The organism is Veillonella sp. VA137 (assembly GCF_003992015.1).
Classification (GTDB): domain Bacteria; phylum Bacillota; class Negativicutes; order Veillonellales; family Veillonellaceae; genus F0422.
Genome location: NZ_RQVK01000006.1, coordinates 43,811 through 69,228, shown reverse-complemented (window position 1 = coordinate 69,228; position 25,418 = coordinate 43,811). Strand labels below are relative to the sequence as shown.

The window sequence follows — 25,418 nt, the reverse complement described above, 5'->3', positions numbered from 1 at the left end:
TTACATTGTAATATGTCCAAAACTTTGTATCACCTATATGTATTACCCACTAGACTCTTGACATAGAAGATATATATTTACTTAGCATCATCAGTAGTCTCAAGTTCTAGAATAGGGTCCCAGGGTCCTAATTCCGATAGACTTTCAGTCGTATCTATATCCTTAGGATTCATAAATGAAAGTTGGGCGCACACCTTATCTTCTTTCGCAATGACCTTACGATAAGACCCATCCGCACGCATGACATGGGCTTTTTGATTATCCGCTAAGTAAACTTCTAAAATGTGTTGTAATTCTTTCTGTAAAGCTATATCTTCTACAGGAACCATTAACTCCACTCGATCATTTAAATTCCGTGGCATCCAATCAGCGCTAGAAATATAGTAAGGGCTTTCACTGTGATTTTTAAAATATAAAATCCGATGATGTTCTAAGAATCGCCCCACAATGGATCGCACAGTAATATTGTCACTAACCCCCTCAATACCTGGTCTAAGGGTACATATACCACGAACGATGAGATCAATCTTGACCCCCTTACAAGAAGCTTCGTATAACTTAGCAATGATTTCTTTATCTAGTAAAGAGTTCATCTTTGCAATGATATGCCCGCTCTTACCTTGTTCTACAGCACGTATTTCTCCCTCAATCAAATCCATTAAAGAGGACCGCAAGGTCAATGGAGCTACAATAAGATGCTGCCACTGCTGTGATTCTGCATATCCAGAGATGGTATTAAAGAATAGGGAACTATCATCTGCATAGGACTCTCGACAGGTCAATAAGCCGCAGTCTGTATAATATTTAGCAGTCTTCCCATTATAATTGCCTGTAGCAAAATGCATATATCGGCGTAGTACATCGCCTTCTTTACGGACCACCATAGTAATTTTGGAATGCGTCTTAAGCCCTCTTAAGCCATAAATAACATGACAGCCAGCTTTTTCTAAACGCCGTGCCATGATAATATTATTTTCTTCATCAAAGCGGGCTTTAACTTCCATCAACACAGTAACTTGTTTGCCCAGTTCTGCTGCTTTCACCAACGCTGCTACGATAGGAGAATCCCCACTGACACGATACAAGGTTTGCTTGATAGCCAATACATCAGGGTCTACAGCTGCTCTAGCTACAAACTCTTCCACCACGGAAAAAGAATCAAATGGATGGTGCAAGAGTCTATCTTTTTCACGGATATAATCAAAGATAGCTGAAGTCCCTCGCTCTGTTACGCAAGGAAGTTCTCGCCGTATAAAAGCAGGATATCGTAAATGGTCGTAGCCAGGTAAATTACAAAACTCGCCAAAGGAGGCTACGTCTAAGATTCCTTCTGCTATATAAACTGCCTCTTTTTTTGCCTGCAATCCTTGCAAAACAAATTCCAATAACTGTGGATCGTAATGCTCACATACTTCCACACGTACCACTTCACCACGACGACGCCGGCGAAGAGATTTTTCAATCTCCCGCAGTAAATCTGTTGCTTCTTCTTCGATGTCTAAATCCGCATCACGTGTCACACGGAAGGTGGTAAAGGAATCGATATGATGACCCACAAAGAAATCTTCACAATAATAATTGATGACATCCTCTAACATAACGAAGTGACGATGCACAGTATTCGGTACTTCAATAATTCGATTCAATACAGAGGGAATCGGCAAGATAGCCATCTTCTCTTGGCCTTTATCATGAATAGGGTGAATCTTTACCACTGAGTTTATTGTTTTATTCACCAAGAATGGAAAGGGATGGCTCGCATCCACAGCTAGTGGCGTAACGACTGGAAAAATATGAGTGCGAAAATATTGGTATAACCAACGTAATTCACTTTCTTTTAGGTCTTTTACTTTGACAAAGTGTAGACCTTCTTTTTGTAGGCGTTTCAAAATATCATGGAAATAGGTATATTGTAAAGATACTAATTTTTTCGTAGCCTCACTGATGGCTTTTAATTGTGCTTTGGCATCCATATGGGCGGCATCGTATTTAATAATATTACTCTGCTCTTGATGACGCAGTCCAGATACGCGAATCATAAAAAATTCATCTAAGTTAGAACTGCCAATGGTCAAAAATCGTAATTTTTCCATGAGTGGATTACTTCTGTCGATAGATTCTTGCAAGACTCGTTGGTTGAACTTCAGCCAAGACAATTCACGATTAAAATAATACTTTGGATTATCAAAGTCTTTCATAGTATCACTCCTAACGAACTTTCCAATGTATCACTAATTCACGTTTAAATTCTTTCTTACACTGCTTTTTTAATTTTTCGATAGCCATCTCCATCATAGGAATATGGCTTAATTCTTTCACCTTAACATACATATCTATTTGTTTATCCGTAATATAGGTTTGAAAGGAACGTATGGTACGTTCATGACTTTCTTCAAAAGCCTCTGCTAAGGCTAAGGGAAAGGACAATTTCTGTATCATCTCCCGATCCCCTTCTTTTAGTAGTGAGAGATACGGAGACTGCTTAATAAATTTGCTATTTGCTCCATGGGAATAGGATGCAATAAACGCACTAAGTAATTGTTCTCGGTGAGATAATCCATAGAGGTTGCTATTAATAATCATATACGCACTATGTCGTGCATGGCTATAATAGTTAATTTGTTTTCCTAAATCATGGAGCAAAGAAGCTACTTTCAAGATTAATTTTAAGCGCTCTCCTTCTGGCAGTAGTTCTTTCCATTGTTTATAAATCTGTTTTGCCAGTTTCGCAATATATAAAGAATGGTCCACATCGTGAGGTGTGAAAGAGCGCAGTACATTCAAAGTAGAGTGGGTCACAATATCATCTACAATGCCATTTTTTTGAAGACATGGTAGCCCATACTTCTCTTCTGAATAGTTAGCTCCATAATACTGAAAGAATAGCCCTTCCCGCAAGCCACAACCGCTGACAATCATAGAGGATGCCTTTGTATACTCCATCAATTCCATAATAATGGCCATACCTGCTACGATGATATCGGCCCGTTCCGCAGATAATCCAGAAATCTTTTTCCGTTCCTCCCATGGTGTTTCTTTCACCCGATGAAACAAAGCCTCCATACCCGCTTTTTTTACCTTGTAATTGTGCAATTTAGGGATGGGATAATTTTTCTCCCGTTGGTCCATTTTGGCAATATTTCGGGCTGTCCCCCCAATTCCAATAAGAGGTAATTTAGTATGTTTCAACCAACTTTCACGATGCAATACCTCTTGGATATAACGTACCATAGCTTCGTATTCGGCACTTGTAAACTCATGACCCGTTTTAAATTGGCCTGTCATTACAAGAGCCCCCATAGGAAGGCTAACAGATTTTTTCAATTGTCGATTTTCAATTAAGCTAATTTCTATACTAGCTCCACCAAGGTCGAATACGATAAAATCATCTAATCCTATGGTATTGACAACTCCTAAAAATCCTAAGTATGCCTCTTCCTCTCCACTAATGGCACGTAAAGGAATCCCCGTCTCCGCATAGACACGACGAATAAAACTATTACCATTGCTAGCCAATCGCACGGCCGCTGTCGCAATACCTTGAATCTCTGTAACACCCATAGCCTTTGCCATATGTGACAAGGCTTTCAAGGTTTTAATAGCCCGCTCCATAGCTGGTTTCGTCAGCATTTGATGGGTCCACATGCCCTCACTGAGGCGAATGGATTCCTTCTGTTGATATACCAAGCGATAACTGCCTGAATCTGTAATTTCTGAAATGACAAACCGTACTGAGTTTGATCCTAAATCTATTAATGCTACTCGTTTCATAGGTCTCCTATATACACAGAAAGGCACTTTCCGTATATGCTACTGTGAAAGTGCCTTTCTCATTCTATATTACTCAATACCAAAACAACGCTTACCATTCTCTAAGGCAATAGCAGCTAGTTCTTCTACATCCATGCCACGCAATTGGGCAATTTCTTGAGCCACAAATTGTGTTTTGGATGGGTCATTGCGACGACCTCTAAATGGGGGTGGTGTCAAATAAGGGGAATCTGTTTCGATGAGCAAACGATCCAATGGAATATGTTTCGCTACCTCTTTTAGATTCGTAGATTTTGGAAATACTACCGGTCCAGCAAAGGAGATGTAATATCCCATTTTTATAAATTCTTTTGCCATCTCCAAGCTCGTGGAGAAACAATGAAAGACACCATAATTTCCTTTTCCATGTTCTACCAACATATCTCGAATAGCCCCGTGCGCATCACGATCATGAATAATAATCGGTAAATCCACTTCTCTCGCGATGGCTAATTGGCGTTTGAAAGATTCTGCTTGCACATCTCTATCAGAAAAATCATAGTAATAGTCTAAGCCGATTTCTCCAATGGCTTTTACCTTTGGATGAGATGCCATTTGCTTGAACCATTCATAATCTTCTTCTGTGGCATCTTTAGATTCATGTGGATGCACACCTACCGCTGCATAGACACGGTCATACTGTTCAGCCAACGCAATGGCAGACTCTGCTGTTTGACGATCCACAGCAGGGCACATGATGTACTCTACACCTTGGTCAAAGCAGTCTTGTATCATCTGTTCCCGATCATTATCAAATCGTTCATCATTGATATGCGCATGTGTATCAAACAATCGCATTATCTCACCACACTTCCTGGAGTTAAGGATTCAATATTTGTTACTTCTAATTGATCTTCTTCATTAGAAGCGGATAAAATCATACCTTCTGACATATGGCCCATGATTTTTTTCGGCGCTAAGTTTGCCAAATAAATCACTTTTTTACCAATTAAGTCTTCTGGTTTGTAGAATTGAGAGATACCACTGACTACCGTGCGTGTTTCAATGCCTAAATCTAAAGTAAACAACAATAGTTTTTTAGATTTTTTTACAGCTTCGCAAGTCAATACTTTCGCTACCCGTAAATCTAATTTTGCAAAATCATCGTATTCGATGGCCTCTTTAATCGGTGGAATATTGCTAGTATCTACCGCTTCCTCAGTGGCTTCTTCTACAGTTTCTGGAGCCACTTCTACCATTTCAGGAATTTCAAAGCGTGGGTAGATTGGGTCTCCTTTTACTACTTTTGTACCTGTAGGAAGTGCTCCAAATGTGCGCACATCATCTAGCATAGCTTGTGTAAACCCTTGTAAACCAAGTTGTTCCCAAATTTTAGGAGCCCCTGTTGGAATCACTGGATCCACTAAGACAGCGATAATACGCAAGGATTCTGCCAAATGATACATCACAGCTTCTAAGCGCTCTGCATCGCCTTCATTGGCACCTTTTGCCAGTACCCAAGGCATCGTTTCATCGATGTATTTATTCGTACGACCGATAAAAGCCCACACAGCTTTAAAGGCTTTGTTGTACTGCATATCTTCCATCAATTGTTCGTAGTCTTTTACTGTTTGCTCAGCTAGAGCAATTAAATCCTTGTCAACATCTTCTGTTGGCGCATGTTTTGTAATAATACCACCATGATATTTTTCAATCATCGCTACGGTACGATTCAACAAGTTGCCTAGGTCATTGGACAAGTCTGCATTGATTTTCGTAATAAAGTTAGGCAAGCTGAAATTACCATCATTGCCTAAATGTACTTCATTCACCAAGAAATAGCGCAATGCATCAGAACCGTAAGTATCAATCAATGGAATTGGGTCGATTACATTACCTAAGGATTTACTCATTTTTGTTCCATCAACGACAAGCCAGCCGTGACCATATACTTTTTTCGGCAATGGCAAGCCAAGACTCATGAGCATAATTGGCCAAATGATAGTATGGAAACGAACGATTTCTTTCCCCACTAAATGCAAATCTGCGGGCCAGTACGTTTCAAATAAATCACTGTTTTCATCCAATGGGTTTAAAGCAGAAATATAGTTAATCAACGCATCAAACCATACGTACATAACATGTTTTTCATCAAATGGTACTGGAATGCCCCAGTTAAAGCTAGTACGAGATACTGCCAAATCTTCTAGGCCTTGTTTTACGAATTGAATCATCTCATTACGACGTGATTCTGGTTGAATAAAATCAGGATTCTCTTCAATAAATTTGAACCATTGGTCAGCGTATTTATTCATGCGGAAGAAATAACTCTCTTCTTGTACTACTTCTAATGGACGACCGCAATCAGGACATGTTTTTTCTGGACCTAATTTAGATTCTGGCCAGAATGTTTCGCATGGTACGCAGTATAAACCTTCGTATGAAGATTTGTAAATATCTCCATTATCGAATGCTTTTTGGAATAAATGTTGGCAATATTTGATATGTCTTTCATCGGTAGTTCTAATGAAATCATCATGAGAAATATTCAATTTTTCCCACAAATGTTTAAATCCATCTACGATTTGTGTCGTATATTCTAAAGGAGTAATCCCCATCGATTCCGCCATACGTTGGATTTTTTGACCATGTTCATCAGAGCCTGTTAAGAATCGCACATCATAGCCAGCTCTGCGTTTGAAACGAGCAATTGTATCAGCAATGGACGTACAGTATGTATGCCCAATATGTAATTTCGCACTTGGATAATAAATTGGTGTCGTAATATAATACGGTTTCTTAGTCATCTGTTCTCTCCTTACTATACCATTCAATTTCATTATATACATCGCGCCGTGAAAGGCCACGTTCTTTTGCAATTTGACGAGCTGCCTCTTTTTTAGGCACTCCCTCTTCGATTAAGGCCAATGCTGCCTCTAGTGGTGAAAGTACCACTTCTTCTACTACTGTTTCGTCTGTTACTGTTTCACTGCCCCCTACTAAGAGAACAAACTCACCCTTTTCTACGATTTGATTGAAATCATTCCGTAACTCTAATAAGGTGGTTCGTGTGAAAGTTTCAAACTTTTTCGTCAGTTCACGACCTACCGTGATAGGGCGATTTCCTAAGCCTTCATATAAACTTTGGATTGTTTCTTCTATGCGGTGAGGCGCTTCATAGAAAATAAGGGTCCCTTCATAGGTAGCTATACGGGATAAAACGTCTTTGGCGTTCTGCTTTCGTTTCGGCAAAAATCCGATAAAATGAAACTCCTTCGTATTCTGACCCGATGCGATGAGCGCCGTTAACCCTGCATTGGCCCCTGGTAAGGGTACAATCGGTATGCCTGCCTCGATGGCTTCTGTCACCAAATCTTCGCCAGGATCAGAAATAGCCGGCATCCCCGCATCACTGACCAAGCCGATGGATTGACCATCCAACAAACGTTGGATCAGCTCAGCCCCCTTCTCCACTTTATTGTGCTCATGATAGGAAATCATAGGCTTCGGTATATTAAAATGTTGTAATAATACTCCCGTATGACGCGTATCTTCCGCTGCCACCACATCCACTTCTTGCAATGTGCGCACAGCCCGATAGGTCATATCTTCTAAGTTCCCAATGGGTGTGGGAATTAAAAATAATATCCCTTTATGACTACTCATAATATGCTTGTACCTCATCTGAATAGGAACCATCCACTTTGTAAATATATAAAGGTGGTTCCACCATCATACCTAGTTTTCCACCATATTTTAATTCTAGTAATACTAACTTGCTCACTTTATCTTGATTACTATGAATAAAGCGCATTCGTTTTACCCTAAATTGAGTCTGTTCTATAGCACTCAGTAAGGATTCTAATCGTGGGGTTGTATAAATCATCCACAGTGTGCCGCCAAATTTTAAATACCGTTGGGCTTGTACCAATCTATCTTTCATAGAGTGTTGTTGTTCATGCAAGGCTAATGCTACATTTTCTTCTTGTGATAGAAGTCCACTATTTGGTTCAAAATAAGGTGGATTCATGTAGATACCATCAAACTGACCATAATACGGTTTACTAGCATCGGTCATGTAATCTAATTCCACCATTGACACTGCATCTGCAATATCATTATGAATAACACTTTTCTGAGCTAAGTCAATCACATAGGAGTTACAATCTACACCAACCACATGACGAGCTCCACGATGGTACAGCACATGGGGAATCACTCCTGTGCCTGTACCTAACTCTAAATAGCGCTTATTCGGTTTTGCCTCTCCAAAATGAGCGAGTAAAATAGCATCAATAGAAAACTTAAACTCTTTTTCGTCTTGAAACAACTGAAACCCACTTAGTAATAATTCTGTGATTGTAATATTACTCTTCATCCGGCAATGCCACTTCCGACCAATGTAAATCGATAGTTCGTCCCGCTTCTAATTGTACTTTTACAGTCTTTTTCATGTTATTGATTTTTAAGACTTTTCCTAAGCCTTCATCGGTGACTACTTCTTTACCGATACCAGGTGGCTCTGCTACAGGAACTGGTTGTTTTGCTTTTTGTGAATACAAGTCTCCTCCTTTTAGGTAGGAGTCATTTTCATAATTCAAACAACACATCAAACGGCCACAAATGCCGGATATTTTTGTAGGGTTTAAGCTCAAGTTTTGATCCTTCGCCATCCGAATAGACACAGAAGCAAAGTCTCCTAGGAACGTCGCACAGCATAGAGAACGTCCACAGGCACCGATGCCATTTAATACCTTCGCTTCATCACGTACGCCTACTTGACGTAATTCAATGCGCGTACGGAATACATTGGCCAAATCTTTTACCAATTCTCGGAAGTCAATACGACCTTCTGCAGTAAAGAAAAAGACAATTTTATTCATATCAAATGTGTATTCCACATTGATTAATTTCATTGGTAACCCACGATAAGCGATTTTTTCTAGCCCGATTTCAAAGGCTTTTTCTTCTCGCTCTCTATTTTTTTCTACTTGTTTCAGATCTTTTGGCGTTGCTTTACGCGTCACTTCTTTCAGCGGTTGCACCACGCTATCTTTCGATACTTTCCGTGGCCCAATTACGACTTCCCCAAATTCCAAACCACGAGAGGTTTCTACTATGACACCATCTCCTGTCGTAAGGGTTACAAACCCTGGGCTAAAGTAGTAGATTTTGCCAGCTTTTTTAAAGCGTACTCCTACTATAGTAACCACTATATATCCTCCTTCACAGCCTCCCTTAAGGCTAATATAACTCCATCTATAACAAGGCCTAAGCGCACATTAAGGCGCAGTGCCTGTTCTGCTTCTAATGTAATGGGCACAATTCGTTGCAAAGATTTTGATGACCATCGTGGTAAAATCATTTGCATGCGGAATCGATACTCACTTAATATCATTTTTTCACTCTCTGTACCATATCGCAAGGCTAACATGTCTCTTGCTAACACACGTAACCAGCTCAATATATCGAGTACTACTTCTTTTGAAAGTCCCTCAAAGGATAAAGCTAAGGTAGTAAAAAAATGACTTCTTTCTACTACGCATTCTAGTAATTCCATAGCCTTTTCTAAACTTTCAATACCACCAGCCTGCGCCCACTGACGAGCTAATGTTGGATTTCCACGAGCACTTCGTACAGCACGTCGAATATCTCCTGTATACCCTTCTTTAATTAGGGCTTGCACCAATTCCTCTTCTGGAACTGGTTGCATACCGATGAGCATACATCGTGACACGATGGTGGGTAGTACATTGTCGATATTGGTAGTGACAATGATAAAATACATATTCCGTGGTGGTTCTTCAATCGTTTTCAGCATCGCATTTGCTAGGACCGTATTGGCCGTCTGAAAACCTTCTACGATAACCACCCGCGGTGTATCACTAGATACATTGATATACTTCTCTAATAAGGTATACCATTGTTCCACACTGAGCTGTGTTTTCATAGGGCGAATCCAAAAGGCTTGACCTTGATCAATATAAATTGGCAATCCTTTATCTTTGACTGCGCTCTCGCTTTCACCAGACTCAATGCGTTGTTGCTCTATAGTAGATAAAAAAGTTCGTCCTTCATCAGGAGAAAAAATCTGACGTCCCACTAATAGGGACCCCATGGCGATGGCCATGGATGTCGACTCTGAACCTGTTTCTCCATAGAGCAGTAAACTATGGGGTAAAGCAGAATCTCGAATTAATGTAGTAATTTGTTCTTTCACTTGATGTTGACCAAGTACAGTTTCAAAAAACGACATACATCCTCCTTTACCTCATAAGACTACCCTTTATTATAGCATGTTATCGCAATAAATACACGAATAAAAGAAGAAACACCCCATGGTTTCCGCAAAATATTTGCACTCCATGTGGTGTTTCTATCATATCTTTTTTGAACATGTATCGTACCATAACAGACTATCCATGATACTATTCACCTAGTGAATAGGTACGACACATTCCATTAGCTAGAGACTAGCCTTTACATATATATTGTTTTACAATACTATACACTTCCTCATGAATGTCATCAATAGTGCGTAACTGATTGCTTTCATTCTCGCAGTGCACACGGTGCCAATCATAGGCATTCACCAGCATATCATAGGCATCATGAACCGCCGTCAAGTGAGAGGTATCCTGTTCATGTATATCGCCCGTATTGCCACCTGTTTTACCCGTCCGTTCTACTAACAACGCTTTGGACAAAGATAGGGGCATATCTAATAGAATCACTGCATCAGGTCTTGGTAACCCATATAAATCATACTCTAATTGATCAAGCCACTGTAAAAAGGTGTTTCGTTCTTCCTTATCAGTGTATTTTATCATTTGATGAACCATATTCGATGTCGTATACCGATCGGCAATAATGATGCCACCTTCTTCGTAAAAGCGTTGCCAATCTTGGCGATAGGACGCAAATCGGTCTATGGCATAGAGCGTACTAGCCACATAGGCATTCACTGAGTTCGCCTCTTTTCCAAAATCTCCTCGCAAATACATTTTAATTGGTTCTGCTGCTGGACCATCGTAATTAGGAAAACTTACAGACCGTACTGGATATCCTTCTGCTTTTAGTCGTTCCAACAATTTTGCCGTCTGTGTGGCCTTACCACTGCCGTCGCCACCTTCAATAATAATTAATTGTCCCATATGTATCTCCTTATGACATGACAATTCTTTAGATTATATGATACTGCAAAAAATTTGCACCCACCGATTCCCCTATACATGTTATATCTATCCACACCATACCTCTATATCTCACCATCTTTACACACCAGGATGGTTTGTAGTTGGCGGTCCCGAGCACCATTCGGCACATACCCATCACGTTGTTTCTGCTTCATATATGCTAATACTTCTTCCGTTATGATTTCACCTACGCCTAAACAAGGGATTCCCGGTGGGTAATAGGTAATCGTTTCCCCACTAATTCTCCCTAGAGCTTCTTCCAAGGGGATTGTTTCCATCTCTGCATAAAATGCTTCCCGCGGTGAAAGCTTCACTGCTGGTGTCGGTAGTGTTTCCATTATACTTGCATCTACATCGTTATCATCCGTAACATGTGCATCATCTACACTATCTCTAATACTATTCTTTGTCGTATTCTTGGTACTATGTATCGCATCAAAAGGCGTGTTATTACCTTGATCAAATAAACGTGTATTGTGTTGTTGCCCATATGCTCTAGCACACTTTGTGGTACCTTCTAACTTATAGCTATACATATCTGAAATACCCTGTACTGCCTCTAGTACCTGTTGTATAGATGTGTCTGTATCACCTATGGTAATTAATAATAAGACATGGTAGGCTTTCATGAGTTCCACTTCAATATGACGTACTCGCAGCTCCCGTTCTAACTCTTGTGCCGTAAGTCCAAGGCCCTTTGCATCAATAATAATCTTAGTTTCATCCAAACTGAAAGCTCCATCCATATCCTCAATCCCAGGACAAGCAATGCCTGGAATCTCATTCAGAGCCTTTCGCAAAGTACGAGCTAAGTTCAATGTGTCTTTCATGAGAGACTGTCCCTCTGTAACCCATTGATGACGAGCCATATCCAAAGATGCTAAGAAAATATAATTTGGACTCGTGCTCATCAAGATTTGTTGTAATCGTTGTATGCGAGTTACATCAATACGAGACCCTTGTCCATGGAGCATTGAGGTCTGTGTTAAAGAGCCTAATAATTTATGTGTACTTTGAGCGACTAAATCTGCTCCACTTGCCAAAGCTGGCACTGGCATTCCGAAGGATGGCACAAGATGTGGTCCATGAGCTTCATCCACTAATACTAGCATATGTCGTTCATGAGCTACCTCTGCAATTCGTTTTACATCCACACCTATGCCATAATAATTAGGATGTACTAGCAATATAGCCTTTGCCTCTGGGTGTGCATCCATCGTAGCGATGGCCTCCTCAGCAGTCACCCCTACAGGGATACCCCAGCGTGGATGAAATCGCCCTTTCATATAGATAGGTTTAGCTCCACTCAATACTAAGCTATTATGAACAGAGCAGTGAGCCTCTCTAGGAATGATGATAGATTCTCCTTCTTTCACTGCACTCATTATCATCATTTGAATCGCACCAGATGTTCCGTTAATAGAAAACCACGTGTGATCGGCACCAAAGGCCTGTGCTGCCAGCTGTTGTGCTTCTAGCAATTCACGCTCTGGCTCATGATAATCATCGATGGCATACATCAGTCCCAAATCATAAGGCAAAGCAGGACCCATCCACTCTGTGAGCAATGTAGGCGCTCCTACGCCAATTTTATGTCCTGGCGTATGAAATGGAATCATATGTTGTTCTTTATATTGTTCTAAAGACTCCACAAAAGGAAGTCTGTGTTGATTTATATTTTGTTTCATATATTTATTATTGAATCTTTCACAATATCATTAAGCACCTAATTATAAATACTCTCTCTAGTATTCTACCCTACTCTGTACATCCATTCAAGCAATTCTATCACGACTAACATATATCCCTATATTCTGTTCATACTGTGTATCGTTGTAAATATACCTTATACCTTTCATTGGCATACTGCATCATAGTTCAAAATAATAAAAAAACTGCTACAATTTGTAATTTCTTACAAACTGTAGCAGTTTTTAATTATTTACTATATTCCGCAACGTATTGGGAACCTGCTTGTACGTAGTGTTCCATTGTATTTGCCACATGGTGTAAATCTTGACCAGTCAAAGCATTGATGTCTTGACCGCCCGTTGCACTATTGATAATTTGTGAAATTTCGTAACCACTATATCCTAGCACAGACAAGCGGTTGGATAAACTTTTAATTAAGCTCATTGCTAACCTCCATTTGTGTAGTAATTATTTGAATTCATTTCCAAAATTGGATCCTTCTGTGGTCGGGTTGAACCACCATAGCGACTAGACCGTCATAAGAGTGTATACAGTAAGCATCTATTCGCATACAAGTCTTACGTAGCATCAGCCTATATTGCTATGTTATGTAATATTATAACGATAATTTTCGATATTGTCAAGTAAGTTCTATAGAATCAAAAAAATCGACCCCACAAGGAGTCGATTTTCCATACTAACTTGTAATCAAAAGCGCTTAGCTAATTAAACTCAGTAGTATTAAGAACGTACAACTATTTTTTATTTTTAGTTGCTAATGTAGCTAACATAGCTTCCTCAGTACGACGTCGCACTGCATCTACTAATGGTTTGACTTCTAAGAATTCAGCATCAGTCAAACGGAAAGTACGTCCTTTACGTTCAAATAAGGATTTTTTGCGACCTGCACCAGCCCGCTTGCCGCCCCAATTATTACCTTTCATGATAATGCCTCCCTCACAATAAGTAAAAATAAAGACGATTCACATTAAATACTAATTATACTGCTCTAAACCTAGTATATACTTTTATTTTCATAATTTCAAGATGAAAAGACATATATAGTGAATTTATTTGATTGAATTCGCATAACAATCAAAAAGTAATTCATTAGTTGATCAAAACTACCCTTATATACACGATATATGCATAATAAAAACCAAAATAGAACAAGTGCTCTATTTTGGTTTTCTCACTCTGTTAAAGGGGACGTCCTTTTTTAGGATTATATAGATTCATACCTTTATCGATACCTACTTCTACACAACCTAATACGGCTTTCACCATAGCCTTAATTCCCTTTTGCACAGTATCCTGTTGGTCTTCCGGGAATCGCGACAATACATGGTCCACCACAGTCCACTCTGGCAAAGGACGACCTATGCCAAAGCGAAAATGGGGAAAAGCATCTGTTCCTAAATGGCTAATCATAGATTTTATACCATTATGTCCACCGGCACTACCATTAGGGCGAATCCTAAGTTTCCCCACTGGCAAATCCATGTCGTCATAAATAACATATACATCCTCAGGTGTGAGCTTATAATATCGCATCAAGGGACCTACAGACTCACCGCTAAGGTTCATAAAGGTTTGTGGTTTCACCAACAACACTTTTTCACCCTCTATGGTACAGGAGCAAATTTCTGCTTTATAATCTTCTCTCCATGGTGTATGGCTCACGCCATCCGCAATAGCATCTACCACCATGAATCCGATATTATGGCGAGTCCCCTCGTAGTCTCTGCCTGGATTTCCTAGTCCGACGATTAATTTCATCTTATTTATCAAACAAAGAGCTTACAGACTCTTCTTGAAAGATACGTAAAATCGCTTCTCCCAATAATGGAGCTACGGACAAGACTGTAATATTTGGTAAGCGACGTTCTTCAGGAATATCGATTGTATTTGTGACAATCAACTCTTTAATATTGGAGTTTGCAATACGTTCACAAGCTGGATCTGTTAACACTGCATGTGTTACACAAGCCGTTACAGATTTTGCACCAAATTCTTGTAATGCTTTTGCACCTTCCACAAGAGATCCCGCAGTATCTACGATATCGTCAATGATGATACAGTTTTTACCTTTTACATCACCGATCAAGTTCATTACTTTTGCTACGCCTGGTTGTGGACGTTTTTTCTCGATAATCGCAATTGGTGCACCAATGCGGTCCGCCAAATCACGAGCACGTGTTACGCCACCAAGGTCTGGAGATACAACGATGACATCTTCCATTTTCTTTTCATTAATATAGTTTGCAATAATGGAAGCACCCATCAAATGGTCTACTGGCACATCAAAGAAACCTTGAATTTGACCTGCATGAAGGTCTACAGTTACAAGGCGAGTAACACCAGCAGTTTGTAATAAGTCTGCCATTAATTTTGCTGTAATTGGTTCTCTACCACGAGTTTTTCTATCTTGGCGAGCATATCCATAATATGGTACAACGGCTGTGATGTGACGAGCGGATGCACGTTTTAATGCATCTGCCATGATGAACAATTCAACTACATTATCATTCACTGGATAGCTAGTAGGTTGCACGATAAATACGTCTTTACCACGTACACTTTCATCAATCATGACTTGTACTTCCCCATTGTTGAAGCGTCCCACAAATGCTTCGCCTAATGGGAGGTCCAAATAATCACAGATTTCTTTGGCTAATGCTGGATTTGCATTACCTGTAAAAACTTTGAGTCGTTTACCATCTTCTAATGCCATGTCATTACTCCTCTAAAACAATTGACTTACAATTTGATGCACAAAGGCTCTCTATATATTGTACTTCATTTTCTCAATTTTGTGTAAACAATTTTATGAAATTTCCGTACATTTTTATTTTTTGAAAGTATCCTCTGTTACCCAGTTCTCTTTTACCACTTGGCGAGCCCGTCCAAATGCCAACCCACGGCTTGGTACATCCTTCGTTATGGTAGATCCGGCTGCTACGTAACTTTCACTACCAATCGTCACAGGCGCTACTAAGTTGGAATTACAACCTACAAACACGCCATCTTCAATTGTGGTACAATGTTTCTTTTTACCATCGTAGTTGACAGTAATAGTACCACAACCGATATTCACCTTGGATCCTACATCACTGTCGCCAATATAGGACAAGTGCGGAAGTTTTGTACCTGTACCAACCACGCTATTTTTCACTTCTACGAAGTTGCCGATTTTCACCTTATCAGAAAGCACTGTATCTGGGCGCAAATGAACAAATGGTCCTATGACTGTATCATTCTTGATTTCGCAATCATGTGCGTAAGAATCATGGATATGATTATTATCTCCTACTGTTACATTGGACAAACGTGTGTTAGGGCCCAAAATATTATTCGTACCCACCACGGTGTTACCTTCTAATGTCGTATTAGGATAGATGATTGTATCTGGTCCAACCACCACTTCTGGAGCAATGTATGTACTATGTGGATCCACCAAAGTAACACCAGCTTCCATCAATGCCAAATTTGTGCGGTTCCGCAAAATCAATTCTGCTTGTGCTAATTGTAAACGGCTATTGACCCCTAAGGATTCGTCGCTGTCCATGGTCATGTAAGCGCTCACTGTTTTGCCTGCTTGTACAAGGATGCTCACTACGTCCGTAATGTATAATTCACCCTGTGCATTGTCATCTGAAAGTTGCTCTAAACAAGGCCATAATTCTTTAGAGTCGAAAATGTACATGCCTGTGTTCACTTCATGCACTTTTAATTCATCCAGTTTGCCATCTTTTTCTTCTACGATGCGTTCTACGGACTTGGATTCATTACGAATGATACGGCCGTACCCATATGGATTGTCCATGTAGGCTGTTAACACTGTCGCTGCCGCCCCTGTGTCTTTGTGGTGCGCCAACAATTGTTCCAATGTTTCTTGCGTTACTAATGGAGTATCTCCACATAACAACAAGATGAGACCTTCATGGTTACCCAATACAGATTCTGCTTGTTGTACCGCATGACCTGTACCTTTTTGCTCTAATTGCGTCACGTATTCCACACGGCCACCTAAATAGGCTTTCACATCATCGCCACCAAAACCAACGATGACCACATTGCGCTTAGCTCCAACAGATTGAGCCGCTTCTAAGACACGTTCCACCATAGCTTTACCAGCTACCTTGTGCAATACTTTCGGAAGTTTAGATTTCATGCGCGTCCCTTTACCGGCCGCTAAAATCAAACCAACTAATTCATTCATATGCATCCACCTTTATTGTTATTGAATAATAATTATATATAAATTAGCATACCATATTGTGGGAGATTTTTCGACTGTTATTTATAGTATGTATCTCCTAACAGGTGATTATGATACACACTAGGATACCATACTTTGGTATCTCCCTATACGATTAACTCACCTTGTCATCTTACGATGGAGTTTCTAATAACCATTCTAATACATTTCTCTGTTGAATCCCATTATAGCTTGCATTCTTATTAATCACATCAAAGGTTAATAGGAACTTAGGATAATGGTCTTGTATTTGTTCTAACGGTTTAAGTTCTCGTTCTAACGTATGAGGATCTAATACACTTTGACTTACTTGGTAATATTCTATGGTACCATGTTTTTGGGCAATAAAATCTATCTCACCTTTTTGTAGATGACCTACATAGACCTTGTATCCTCTACGTATGAGTTCTAAAAACACGATATTTTCTAATATATGTCCTGTATCCTCGCCACGATTAGGTAATAAGAATTGTTTTAGCGCTACATCCGCTGCATAATATTTTGCATTCAGTTGTAATACTTCTTTCCCCCGCACATCATAGCGATTCACTTGATACAGTAACAACGCATCTTGTAATGCCGATATATATCTCTCAATAGTCCGACCATCCACTTTTCTACCGGCACTAATGAGCGAGTTTTTAATCTTTGTAGGATTAATTAAGCTACCAATATTGGCAAACAAATATCTAGCTACGCTCTCCAATAATTGTGGATCTCCAATTTTACTGCGAGCAATGATATCTTTCAATACAATGGTGTTAAATATACCTTGTAAATAATCTAGTATCATCGGCAAATTATCCCCTAACGTTAAAATGCCTGGGAAGGAACTATATTGAATATATTTTTGATATAATTCCTCTAATAATTGGTGCTCATCATTTTGATGGGCTTCACGAAATTCTTTGAATGAAAGTGGTAACATATCTAGCTGTACATAGCGCCCCGATAATAAAGTGGCCATTTCAGAAGACATAAAATACGCATTAGATCCAGTAATGTACACCTTCACCTTATCTTTGATATACAAACTGTCCACCACTTTTTCAAAATTAGGCACGTGCTGTATTTCATCAAGGAATATATACATCTCCTGATTTGGAATGAGTCGTTCTAAAATATATTCATACAAGCTGCGATACGCTTGTAAATGTTCATACTTTAAATCTTCAAAATTAATACTTATAATCTGCTCTGGCTGAACACCTTGAGCTAACAACTCATCCTTATACAACTGAAAGAGCGTAGACTTACCACAACGACGGATACCAGATACAACAATAATCGCATCCGTGTACCGGTGATTGCGCAGAAAGTCTAAATACTGTTTTCGTTCAATTAACTTCATGTGTTTCCTCCTTTATATTATGGATTTCATTGCAAATCCAGATCAATTCTTATTATTTTATGGAATCTATAACATATTTTTAGGTTTATGCGCTTATTTTATGTAATAGAATGCAGCTTTTTCTTTATTTTACCATTTTTATGGAGTCTGTGACAAATTTTCTGCATATAATAAAAGGAAAGCTGAAATCATTCAACTTTCCTTAAATTCTACTCTAAAAATTTTTTTCTGCCGCAAATTTTAGTGTTATGTTAGGCCCAGGTTCTATGATATTGCCATTACAACTATCATTTTTTATCTAATTTATTCAAATTATGCTTGATATTCTCCAGTGCCTGTTCCATATCGTATTCCTTCACAAATTCAAGTTCTGTATCTTTAGGGTCAAAGGATGTTAATGAGCCACCTTTTGTATTAAATATGCCTTTAATTCTAATAGAACTATTAGGCGGGATTAACGTGTATCGGATATCTTCTACTTTATGTGTTCCTTCAACTCGTCCATGGGCTTTCACTTTGATGGCCACAAAGTAATCTGATGTATTTTGCACTGTTTGCTCCCAAGTTCCATCTGTTTTAGCGCCCCCTTTTAATAAGTCTATATCCATTCGACCCGGTCCAAAAATAAAGTTAGTTTTTGTCATATCTAATAATGATTTTTCAGTACTAGGGTTCGTATTATTCACAGACATAATCACCCAAGGTGTGATCGGTGCCAACCTAGCTGCATTAGCTTCGGTGTATCCAAAAATAGCCGTATAATGATGGAGATAAAATAAAGCACCTGCAAATACGATAAAAGGAATAAAAAACTCATTTAATCTTTGGAACAAGGTTTGATCTGGTCTTCCAAAGAAAAATTCATGAATGAACTGTTTTAAATCTTTCTTTATTTCTTGTCCTTCTTCGCTGGCATCAAACTCTTTCTTTAAGTTTTTAGCTACTTCTTTAGCTTCTTTTAAGTCATTTAATAGTCCCATGTCATACTCCTTTTCATAAATTACTTTTACACAGAGAATACTAACTTCTGTTCTACTATAACATCTATGGTAGACACATTTTGTCTATGTAAATACTTATTATGAAAATTTTACAAATTTATAGCTAAACTATTTCACCATATACACAACAAAGGAAAGCCCCCTACTGAGGCTTTCCTTCGTAACTTTCACTAGCACATTCTACTAGTGCCTATTCTTTTATCAGTATTGTTTCTTCTGTCTAGGCTTTATCAGCAGCCGCATAGATTTTTTGTACCCCTCTATTAGATAAGTAGCAAGAGAACATACAAAGGACTACACCCACTAGCAATGTGTAGAAACCCATGTCCCAGCCCCAATGGTCTACAACGAAACCAAAGAGTGTTGTTCCTAAGGAACTACCCACAAGGTAACTCATGAAACCACGCAAGCCTACGGCAGATCCTACGGCAAAGGTTGGAATCACTTCCATTGCTTGTACTGGAATCATAGATTGTGGAATGTAAATCAAGCATCCTGTAATACAAGCAAATACAGTGGCCCACAAAATACTATCAGAGTTCATATATCCAATCACACAAGCAAAGATAACCACCAAGCAATAAATTGGTAATTGCATAATGCGACCTTTGAAGTATTTATCTACTAAGTAGCCTGCCAAGATAGTAGATGGAATAGCAGCCCACTCAAATAACATGTAAGCTACACTCATCTCTGTTTTTGTAAAACCTTTTACTTTCAGTAAGTATAATGGAATCCAGGTAATCATGCCAAAGCGTACCATGTATACGAATACGTCGATTAATACCAAATACCAAGAGTTTGGATTTTTAAATACAAAATTGTAGAACACTTGGAATGCATTCATATTCTCTGGTTTACCTGCTGCCATTTTAGCAGATTTTTGCCCTGCCGCTTCCTCTTGGAATACTTCCTCTACAGTTGGTAATCCTTCTTCGGTTGGGCGCTTACGAACAAAATACAAGACTAATAAGACACAAATAGCGGCCAAGATAGCTGGTACTGCAAATGTACCGATTCGCCAATGCTCTGTTCCTAAATATCCAATCGCTACACCCACGATAGGTGCCACAATGCCACCACCTAAGTTGTGGGACATATTCCAAATTGTACTAGCACGACCACGCTGAGATCTTGGAAACCAATAGCCTACCGTAATGATTGACGGTCCTACACCCATCCCTTGGAATAAACCTAATAAAATAACGAGTCCGATGAATAAGGAATAATGTGTGGTGAATCCCATTAATACATTTAAGATGACGCACAAAGTCAAACCGATAGCCATAAAATACTTCGGATTTGCTTTATCTGCCAACACAGACATGAACCCTTTGCTAAGTCCGTATGTAATCAATAGACAGCTTGATAATAAACCTAATTGCGTTTTACTTAAATCTAGTTCGCCTGATAAATACGGCAACGCTAAATTAAAGTTACTACGCACTAAGTAATAGGCTGCATATCCAATCCATACACCAATCAAAGAATTCATTTGCAAGCGTAAAAAACGACTTTTTACCTCTTGACTAACAACTTCCATTCTAACGCCTCCTTTACATTGTATGTCATGGCATAGTATATACCTTTTTCAATTTATAGGCTAGTAGTTTGTGAACGTAAAAGTTCACTCATTTATAGTCTTTACCTTCAAAGTTTGGATAGAGACCACGAATCATAATATCTAATCCATCATATATGCGGACCCCTGCACTATAGACCATAAACAAAGGAATCCCATAGACCCTATGGTCACGAATAGCATCAATATGTTGAAGGGTTGCATTATCATATAAACGTTGTATAATCTCATCTTGATGTTCATAATCATCTTCTTGTAACACTACAAATATGACAGAAGGATTTAAATCAATCAATTCTTCTATATTGATAGTTTCCCCAACATCTCCCAATAAATTACCACCAATCTCTTCTATCATCTTTCCACCAAGTGTATCGTCATCATACACACCAAACTGTCGTCCGGCAGGTTCTATAATAATCACTGTATCCTGTGTAGGATGAGTTTCTCCATATTCTTTAGCTGCTTTCACATATTGCTGTATACGATGAACAATCTCTTCGGCTTTCTCTTTTCGATTGACCACATCGCCAAGATCCAAAATATATTGGTATTCTCCTTCTACAGTAGCTAAAGAAGACTCCGCTGATGAACTTGCGATATACGTATGAACTCCTCTGCTCATCCAAAAATCAGTACTTTTTAACCTGTCCTTTTGAAATGTAGTGTACCAACCTACTATTAAATCAGGTTCCCATAACAAAGCACTTTCCACATCTGGAACTTCCATACTTTTATAAGGAATTTTTTCATACTCTGCACGATACTCTTTTGAAATATATTTACTATCAGGCACCCCAATAGCTACAATGATTCTATCTCCCATACCTAATGCTAATAAAGTTTCTACTGAGTTTTGCCAAACCGCCATAATTCGATAACTTTCATCATCATAGGCTATATCTTGGTAAGTAATTTTGCTTGTCAATTGCTGTACAATACGAGGACTTGTCTTACTACTTCCTTCCGTAGTAACAACATACCTAGGCATAGGAATAAGTTGGTTTATTCCTTGCAAATATGCTGTATATATACTAGCTAAAATAACGATACTAACTAGAAAAATATATATTTTTTTCATTCTGTCCCCTAAATAAAAGAGCTACAATTTGTAGCTCTTTTACAATGATTAGAAATTATATTTAGCACCTATCATGACTTGTCGTCCCGGCATTGCAGCGCCACCTGCACCAAAGTAAGAATCTGCCATTGTTTCATAGGCTTCATTTGTTACATTTGTAATGGCTAAATATGTAGTTATATCTTTAGTGATATTGTAATTTGCATTCCAATCAATTACAAAGAATCGTTTAGACGTAAACCCTACTGTATTAGCACCAGTATAATAGTTCATCAACAAACCAGAAGAGAATTTATCACTATCATAATTAAGATTTAACGTATAATGATTAGCTGGTCGTAAATTATTAATACCAGAGTTAATATCTGCTGGATCATTAAAACTCCAACCTTCTTTAGTAGTATAACCATGTTTTGCGGACCAAACATCTTTTAAATGGCTATAGGCAAGTCCAATATTCCAATGATCATTTAACTTATGATCTAAGGTAACATTAAAAGATGTTCTTTTTTGTTTTGCATTTACTGCATATTCCTCATCTTCTTCACTTACAAAAGGAACTATCGCGATAGAATTAGACATATCCATCACACTATAATGGGCTCCTAGTGTAGTATTTTTGCCAAATTCTTTTTGATATCCAAATGTAAAGATATTACCTTTTTCATCTTGCAATGGCGTATTATTTTCTCCATATACCGCTTGATAATCACTAGCATGTAACGGCCGTAAAACGCGAGCCCATCCTGCATATACAGTGCTATGATCAGCAAACCGATATTGTAGATTTAATGCTGGTGTTAAAACATGCGTAGAACCACCTTGAGATTCTTTTGCTTCCGTTGTAAAATCTGTATACTTAGCAAACCGAAGTGCTGGTGTAATATCAAAGTGATCATTAACATGAATTTTATCTTGTAAATATCCATAAATAGAATTGCGTTTTACAAAGGTTTCTCGATGGCCTTTTTTGCCATTGCTAATATGATAATTTGCCGCTTTATCATAGGTAACATTACCAATCACATCATGTTTTCCTAATGAGCGAGCCACTTGTAATTGAACTCCTCTATTTCTCTCACTTTGATAGGAAGTAGGAGCTGGTGCTTTTCCTCCAACTTTTGCTACCCATTCTTCGAGTGCCTTTTTACTGCCTCCTGGAAACGGAGCTAGGTGTTTACTAATCCACTTATTTAACGTCTCTTTATCCTTAACACCATCTGGAAAGTCTGCTTGAAATTGGTCTATACTGCCTGGCAGCGCCCAGGTACCTAACATAGAGCCTAAATATTTATGATTTTGATTATATAGTCTTATGAAGCTCTCCATATCTCCTTGACGGTCAAAGGTATATTTTACATCTAAGTCATTATTTTGGAATTTATTATATGAACTAAAACCTATGCCGTGTAGCCCAAATAGATTACGGAATCCAGGAATAACATTCTCCCCTCTTAGGTAATAAGATTTCCCTGTATTCGGATTGATCATTAATTTGCCTTGATCATCTAATTTACCCACACCTATGGCAAATATAATACGATTCCAGTCATTTTGATTCCAATATTTTAAATTAGGTGTTGATACAGGATAACCATCTTTACCTTGTTTATGGGTATAGGAAATACTTAAACGATGAGTATCATCAAAATCTTTATCAACTCGAATATTAGCACCTTTTTCCTTAAACTCAGACCCACCAAGTGTGGCAGATTGACCTGTATATCCATCCACAAACTTTGTGTCGCCAGAGGTAATTTTATTAAGACCTACAAAATAATGTAAAGAGTTATCGTTACCCGCACTGCCTAAATAGGTGAAGTCATACTTATGCTGCTTCCAGCTACCTGTTGAAATATCTAATGTAGCCTGTCCACCACCTTCAACTCCTTTACGAGTCAAAATATTAATGACGCCACCTGTAGCATCTGAACCATACGCGGAAGCACCAGGTCCTTTGATAACTTCAATTTTATCAACAGCATTCATATTGATGACTTGATCTAAATTTACACCAGTACTTTTGCTACCATTTTCATTTATAGAGCCAATATTTTCACTAGTCATATTATCAACGCGACGACCATCTACAAGAATAATTACTCTTGCATCACCATTAATAGTCAAACTATTATTATGTGAATTATATCCATATTCTCCACCACGATATCCGGGACTTTGGATAGCTACACCGGGAACACGTTTAATGGCTTCACTTAAATCAGTATAGTGACGTTTTTCAATTTCTTCACGAGTAATAACTTTCACATCACCACCTGTACGATAATAGGATTGTTCCGTTACAGTATTCCCAAATTGATCCTTTGAACGGTCTCCCTTCACGACTTTAGGGTCTAATTGATACTTATCTAGATGTTCATCAAATGCCGCTTGTACACCACTAAATGTAGTCAGTGCTACGCAAGCCAGCAAAGCTGCTGACACCCCTTTTTTTGTAAATTTCATGAATATACCTCCCTTAAGTATTCCGTACGCCCATACGAAAAATAAAATAAGACCTTACACATATAAGGTTCCAAATTAAGTATAACTCTACATTATGTTAAATTTCAAGTTTCAGATTATGAAAGTTTATAATTCCTAGTATTACACTATGTTATATATATTTTTTAGTATTGATTACGTTCATCTACAATTTTTCTAATACTACTATAGTGACTAAAAGCGCCATACAATTCTAACTACACGTAGTCAGAACCATATGGCGCTATGTACTTCATTTATGGTAACGCATAAACGTATCTATTTAATTTTATAATGCAAACCGATAGGTTCTCGTTGCATAGGCTCGAACTGGTCGGCCGTTTCGTGTGGCTGGAACAAAGGTCCATTGATACGCCACGCGCATCACGGCTTGTTCAAATTCAGGTTGCCCGCTGCCTCCAATAACATCTACAGAGCTAACGGAACCATCTTTTTCTACTACCAATTGAACAACCACAGTGCCTGTTTTACCTTGGCGGAGCATTTTAGGAGGGTACGGTGCTTCTACATCACTGACTAGAGATAAACTACCAGCATCGACAATCACTCCATCATCGTTGCCGTCTACCCCGTTACCATCTCCAGTACCTTTGCCGTCTCCATCTCCGTTACCGTTACCATTACCATTTCCATCGCTAGGTTCCGTACCTTCTCCACCGCCTCCAGTGGTTCCTGGAAGTGCTGATGGTGGTGCTACAATCGCTACATTTTTAGGTGCTTTCGCTTTCACTTGTTCTAAAATTGCATCTGCATCGGTTAGATTCGTAATCGGTGGTGGAATTTCACGTTTTTCAGTATGGGGTGCTGTAATCGCTGGTCCTGCACTCGGTTGCCCTGCACTACCTTTGTCCTCATGAACCAACTGCACCTCTACAATTTCATCCGATTCTGGTGTCGGTGTTTGGATATGACCCAATACGCCTAGAAGTACTACAAGACCTATATTTGTCAGTCCGGATATCACTGCGGGTATACGCCATCGTCTATCCATAGTACCTC

The 25,418-nt window shown here is 38.8% G+C and carries 21 protein-coding genes; all 21 read right to left on the bottom strand.

Annotation, left to right across the window (positions count from 1 at the left end; all coding sequences use genetic code 11):
- Nucleotides 1–77: 77 nt before the first annotated feature.
- Nucleotides 78–2,198 carry a polyphosphate kinase 1 gene (ppk1, locus tag EO116_RS04245; protein WP_127160775.1) on the bottom strand — a complete coding sequence of 707 codons (2,121 nt, stop codon included), beginning with the start codon at nucleotides 2,196–2,198 and terminating at the stop codon, nucleotides 78–80.
- Between the two features lie 10 nt (nucleotides 2,199–2,208).
- A complete protein-coding gene (locus EO116_RS04240; protein WP_127160774.1) occupies nucleotides 2,209–3,771 on the bottom strand; it encodes a Ppx/GppA phosphatase family protein in 1,563 nt (520 codons plus the stop codon).
- 69 nt (nucleotides 3,772–3,840) lie between these two features.
- Complete coding sequence (locus tag EO116_RS04235) at nucleotides 3,841–4,608, bottom strand: TatD family hydrolase (protein WP_127160773.1); 768 nt, start codon at nucleotides 4,606–4,608, stop codon at nucleotides 3,841–3,843.
- Nucleotides 4,608–6,557 (bottom strand): methionine--tRNA ligase, encoded by a 1,950-nt coding sequence (metG, locus tag EO116_RS04230; protein WP_127160772.1) that lies wholly within the window; start codon nucleotides 6,555–6,557, stop codon nucleotides 4,608–4,610. The genes EO116_RS04235 and metG overlap by 1 nt, the downstream gene beginning before the upstream one ends.
- Nucleotides 6,550–7,416 carry a 16S rRNA (cytidine(1402)-2'-O)-methyltransferase gene (gene rsmI, locus EO116_RS04225; protein WP_127160771.1) on the bottom strand — a complete coding sequence of 289 codons (867 nt, stop codon included), beginning with the start codon at nucleotides 7,414–7,416 and terminating at the stop codon, nucleotides 6,550–6,552. Before rsmI ends, metG begins: the two co-directional genes overlap by 8 nt.
- Entirely contained in the window at nucleotides 7,409–8,128 is a 720-nt protein-coding gene (locus EO116_RS04220) for a tRNA1(Val) (adenine(37)-N6)-methyltransferase (protein WP_127160770.1), read from the bottom strand. The genes rsmI and EO116_RS04220 overlap by 8 nt, the downstream gene beginning before the upstream one ends.
- Complete coding sequence (locus tag EO116_RS04215) at nucleotides 8,118–8,963, bottom strand: stage 0 sporulation family protein (RefSeq protein ID WP_127160769.1); 846 nt, start codon at nucleotides 8,961–8,963, stop codon at nucleotides 8,118–8,120. The genes EO116_RS04220 and EO116_RS04215 overlap by 11 nt, the downstream gene beginning before the upstream one ends.
- A complete protein-coding gene (locus tag EO116_RS04210; RefSeq protein WP_127160768.1) occupies nucleotides 8,963–10,006 on the bottom strand; it encodes a hypothetical protein in 1,044 nt (347 codons plus the stop codon). Before EO116_RS04210 ends, EO116_RS04215 begins: the two co-directional genes overlap by 1 nt.
- Before the next feature lie 217 nt (nucleotides 10,007–10,223).
- Nucleotides 10,224–10,904 carry a thymidylate kinase gene (locus tag EO116_RS04205; protein ID WP_127160767.1) on the bottom strand — a complete coding sequence of 227 codons (681 nt, stop codon included), beginning with the start codon at nucleotides 10,902–10,904 and terminating at the stop codon, nucleotides 10,224–10,226.
- Between the two features lie 104 nt (nucleotides 10,905–11,008).
- The gene (locus tag EO116_RS04195; RefSeq protein WP_240629127.1) at nucleotides 11,009–12,634 is read right to left on the bottom strand and encodes an aminotransferase class I/II-fold pyridoxal phosphate-dependent enzyme; all 1,626 of its coding nucleotides are present in this window, start codon (nucleotides 12,632–12,634) and stop codon (nucleotides 11,009–11,011) included.
- A gap of 250 nt (nucleotides 12,635–12,884) precedes the next feature.
- Nucleotides 12,885–13,082 (bottom strand): hypothetical protein, encoded by a 198-nt coding sequence (locus EO116_RS04190; protein ID WP_127160766.1) that lies wholly within the window; start codon nucleotides 13,080–13,082, stop codon nucleotides 12,885–12,887.
- A gap of 311 nt (nucleotides 13,083–13,393) precedes the next feature.
- Nucleotides 13,394–13,582 carry a hypothetical protein gene (locus EO116_RS04185; RefSeq protein WP_126939527.1) on the bottom strand — a complete coding sequence of 63 codons (189 nt, stop codon included), beginning with the start codon at nucleotides 13,580–13,582 and terminating at the stop codon, nucleotides 13,394–13,396.
- 256 nt (nucleotides 13,583–13,838) lie between these two features.
- Complete coding sequence (gene pth / locus EO116_RS04180) at nucleotides 13,839–14,417, bottom strand: aminoacyl-tRNA hydrolase (protein WP_127160765.1); 579 nt, start codon at nucleotides 14,415–14,417, stop codon at nucleotides 13,839–13,841.
- 1 nt (nucleotide 14,418) lies between these two features.
- Complete coding sequence (locus EO116_RS04175) at nucleotides 14,419–15,372, bottom strand: ribose-phosphate pyrophosphokinase (RefSeq protein ID WP_127069030.1); 954 nt, start codon at nucleotides 15,370–15,372, stop codon at nucleotides 14,419–14,421.
- A 114-nt stretch (nucleotides 15,373–15,486) separates the two neighbouring features.
- Nucleotides 15,487–16,860 (bottom strand): bifunctional UDP-N-acetylglucosamine diphosphorylase/glucosamine-1-phosphate N-acetyltransferase GlmU, encoded by a 1,374-nt coding sequence (gene glmU, locus EO116_RS04170; RefSeq protein ID WP_127160764.1) that lies wholly within the window; start codon nucleotides 16,858–16,860, stop codon nucleotides 15,487–15,489.
- A 172-nt stretch (nucleotides 16,861–17,032) separates the two neighbouring features.
- The gene (locus tag EO116_RS04165) at nucleotides 17,033–18,250 is read right to left on the bottom strand and encodes an ATP-binding protein (RefSeq protein ID WP_127160763.1); all 1,218 of its coding nucleotides are present in this window, start codon (nucleotides 18,248–18,250) and stop codon (nucleotides 17,033–17,035) included.
- Nucleotides 18,251–18,537: 287 nt separating this feature from the next.
- Nucleotides 18,538–19,230 carry a hypothetical protein gene (locus EO116_RS04160; RefSeq protein WP_127160762.1) on the bottom strand — a complete coding sequence of 231 codons (693 nt, stop codon included), beginning with the start codon at nucleotides 19,228–19,230 and terminating at the stop codon, nucleotides 18,538–18,540.
- A gap of 241 nt (nucleotides 19,231–19,471) precedes the next feature.
- Nucleotides 19,472–20,794, bottom strand: coding sequence for an MFS transporter (locus tag EO116_RS04155; protein WP_127160761.1), 1,323 nt, complete (start codon nucleotides 20,792–20,794; stop codon nucleotides 19,472–19,474).
- Nucleotides 20,795–20,882: 88 nt separating this feature from the next.
- On the bottom strand, nucleotides 20,883–21,824 hold the full coding sequence (locus tag EO116_RS04150) for an ABC transporter substrate-binding protein (protein WP_164726068.1): 942 nt from the start codon (nucleotides 21,822–21,824) through the stop codon (nucleotides 20,883–20,885).
- A 138-nt stretch (nucleotides 21,825–21,962) separates the two neighbouring features.
- A complete protein-coding gene (locus tag EO116_RS04145) occupies nucleotides 21,963–24,380 on the bottom strand; it encodes a TonB-dependent siderophore receptor (protein WP_127160759.1) in 2,418 nt (805 codons plus the stop codon).
- A gap of 307 nt (nucleotides 24,381–24,687) precedes the next feature.
- Nucleotides 24,688–25,410 carry an energy transducer TonB gene (locus EO116_RS04140; RefSeq protein WP_127160758.1) on the bottom strand — a complete coding sequence of 241 codons (723 nt, stop codon included), beginning with the start codon at nucleotides 25,408–25,410 and terminating at the stop codon, nucleotides 24,688–24,690.
- Nucleotides 25,411–25,418 lie beyond the last annotated feature (8 nt).

What these genes read in the sequence shown, in the direction of transcription:
- glmU (WP_127160764.1), bottom strand. Translation starts at nt 16,860, where the DNA reads ATGAATGAATTAGTTGGTTTGATTTTAGCGGCCGGTAAAGGGACGCGC.
- EO116_RS04150 (WP_164726068.1), bottom strand. Translation starts at nt 21,824, where the DNA reads ATGCCTAGGTATGTTGTTACTACGGAAGGAAGTAGTAAGACAAGTCCT.
- pth (WP_127160765.1), bottom strand. Translation starts at nt 14,417, where the DNA reads ATGAAATTAATCGTCGGACTAGGAAATCCAGGCAGAGACTACGAGGGG.
- ppk1 (WP_127160775.1), bottom strand. Translation starts at nt 2,198, where the DNA reads ATGAAAGACTTTGATAATCCAAAGTATTATTTTAATCGTGAATTGTCT.
- EO116_RS04235 (WP_127160773.1), bottom strand. Translation starts at nt 4,608, where the DNA reads ATGCGATTGTTTGATACACATGCGCATATCAATGATGAACGATTTGAT.
- EO116_RS04155 (WP_127160761.1), bottom strand. Translation starts at nt 20,794, where the DNA reads ATGGAAGTTGTTAGTCAAGAGGTAAAAAGTCGTTTTTTACGCTTGCAA.
- EO116_RS04205 (WP_127160767.1), bottom strand. Translation starts at nt 10,904, where the DNA reads ATGGGACAATTAATTATTATTGAAGGTGGCGACGGCAGTGGTAAGGCC.
- EO116_RS04140 (WP_127160758.1), bottom strand. Translation starts at nt 25,410, where the DNA reads ATGGATAGACGATGGCGTATACCCGCAGTGATATCCGGACTGACAAAT.
- EO116_RS04220 (WP_127160770.1), bottom strand. Translation starts at nt 8,128, where the DNA reads ATGAAGAGTAATATTACAATCACAGAATTATTACTAAGTGGGTTTCAG.
- EO116_RS04240 (WP_127160774.1), bottom strand. Translation starts at nt 3,771, where the DNA reads ATGAAACGAGTAGCATTAATAGATTTAGGATCAAACTCAGTACGGTTT.
- EO116_RS04195 (WP_240629127.1), bottom strand. Translation starts at nt 12,634, where the DNA reads ATGAAACAAAATATAAATCAACACAGACTTCCTTTTGTGGAGTCTTTA.
- EO116_RS04185 (WP_126939527.1), bottom strand. Translation starts at nt 13,582, where the DNA reads ATGAAAGGTAATAATTGGGGCGGCAAGCGGGCTGGTGCAGGTCGCAAA.
- EO116_RS04160 (WP_127160762.1), bottom strand. Translation starts at nt 19,230, where the DNA reads ATGGGACTATTAAATGACTTAAAAGAAGCTAAAGAAGTAGCTAAAAAC.
- EO116_RS04175 (WP_127069030.1), bottom strand. Translation starts at nt 15,372, where the DNA reads ATGGCATTAGAAGATGGTAAACGACTCAAAGTTTTTACAGGTAATGCA.
- rsmI (WP_127160771.1), bottom strand. Translation starts at nt 7,416, where the DNA reads ATGAGTAGTCATAAAGGGATATTATTTTTAATTCCCACACCCATTGGG.
- EO116_RS04165 (WP_127160763.1), bottom strand. Translation starts at nt 18,250, where the DNA reads ATGAAGTTAATTGAACGAAAACAGTATTTAGACTTTCTGCGCAATCAC.
- EO116_RS04190 (WP_127160766.1), bottom strand. Translation starts at nt 13,082, where the DNA reads ATGAGCTTAATTAAAAGTTTATCCAACCGCTTGTCTGTGCTAGGATAT.
- EO116_RS04210 (WP_127160768.1), bottom strand. Translation starts at nt 10,006, where the DNA reads ATGTCGTTTTTTGAAACTGTACTTGGTCAACATCAAGTGAAAGAACAA.
- metG (WP_127160772.1), bottom strand. Translation starts at nt 6,557, where the DNA reads ATGACTAAGAAACCGTATTATATTACGACACCAATTTATTATCCAAGT.
- EO116_RS04145 (WP_127160759.1), bottom strand. Translation starts at nt 24,380, where the DNA reads ATGAAATTTACAAAAAAAGGGGTGTCAGCAGCTTTGCTGGCTTGCGTA.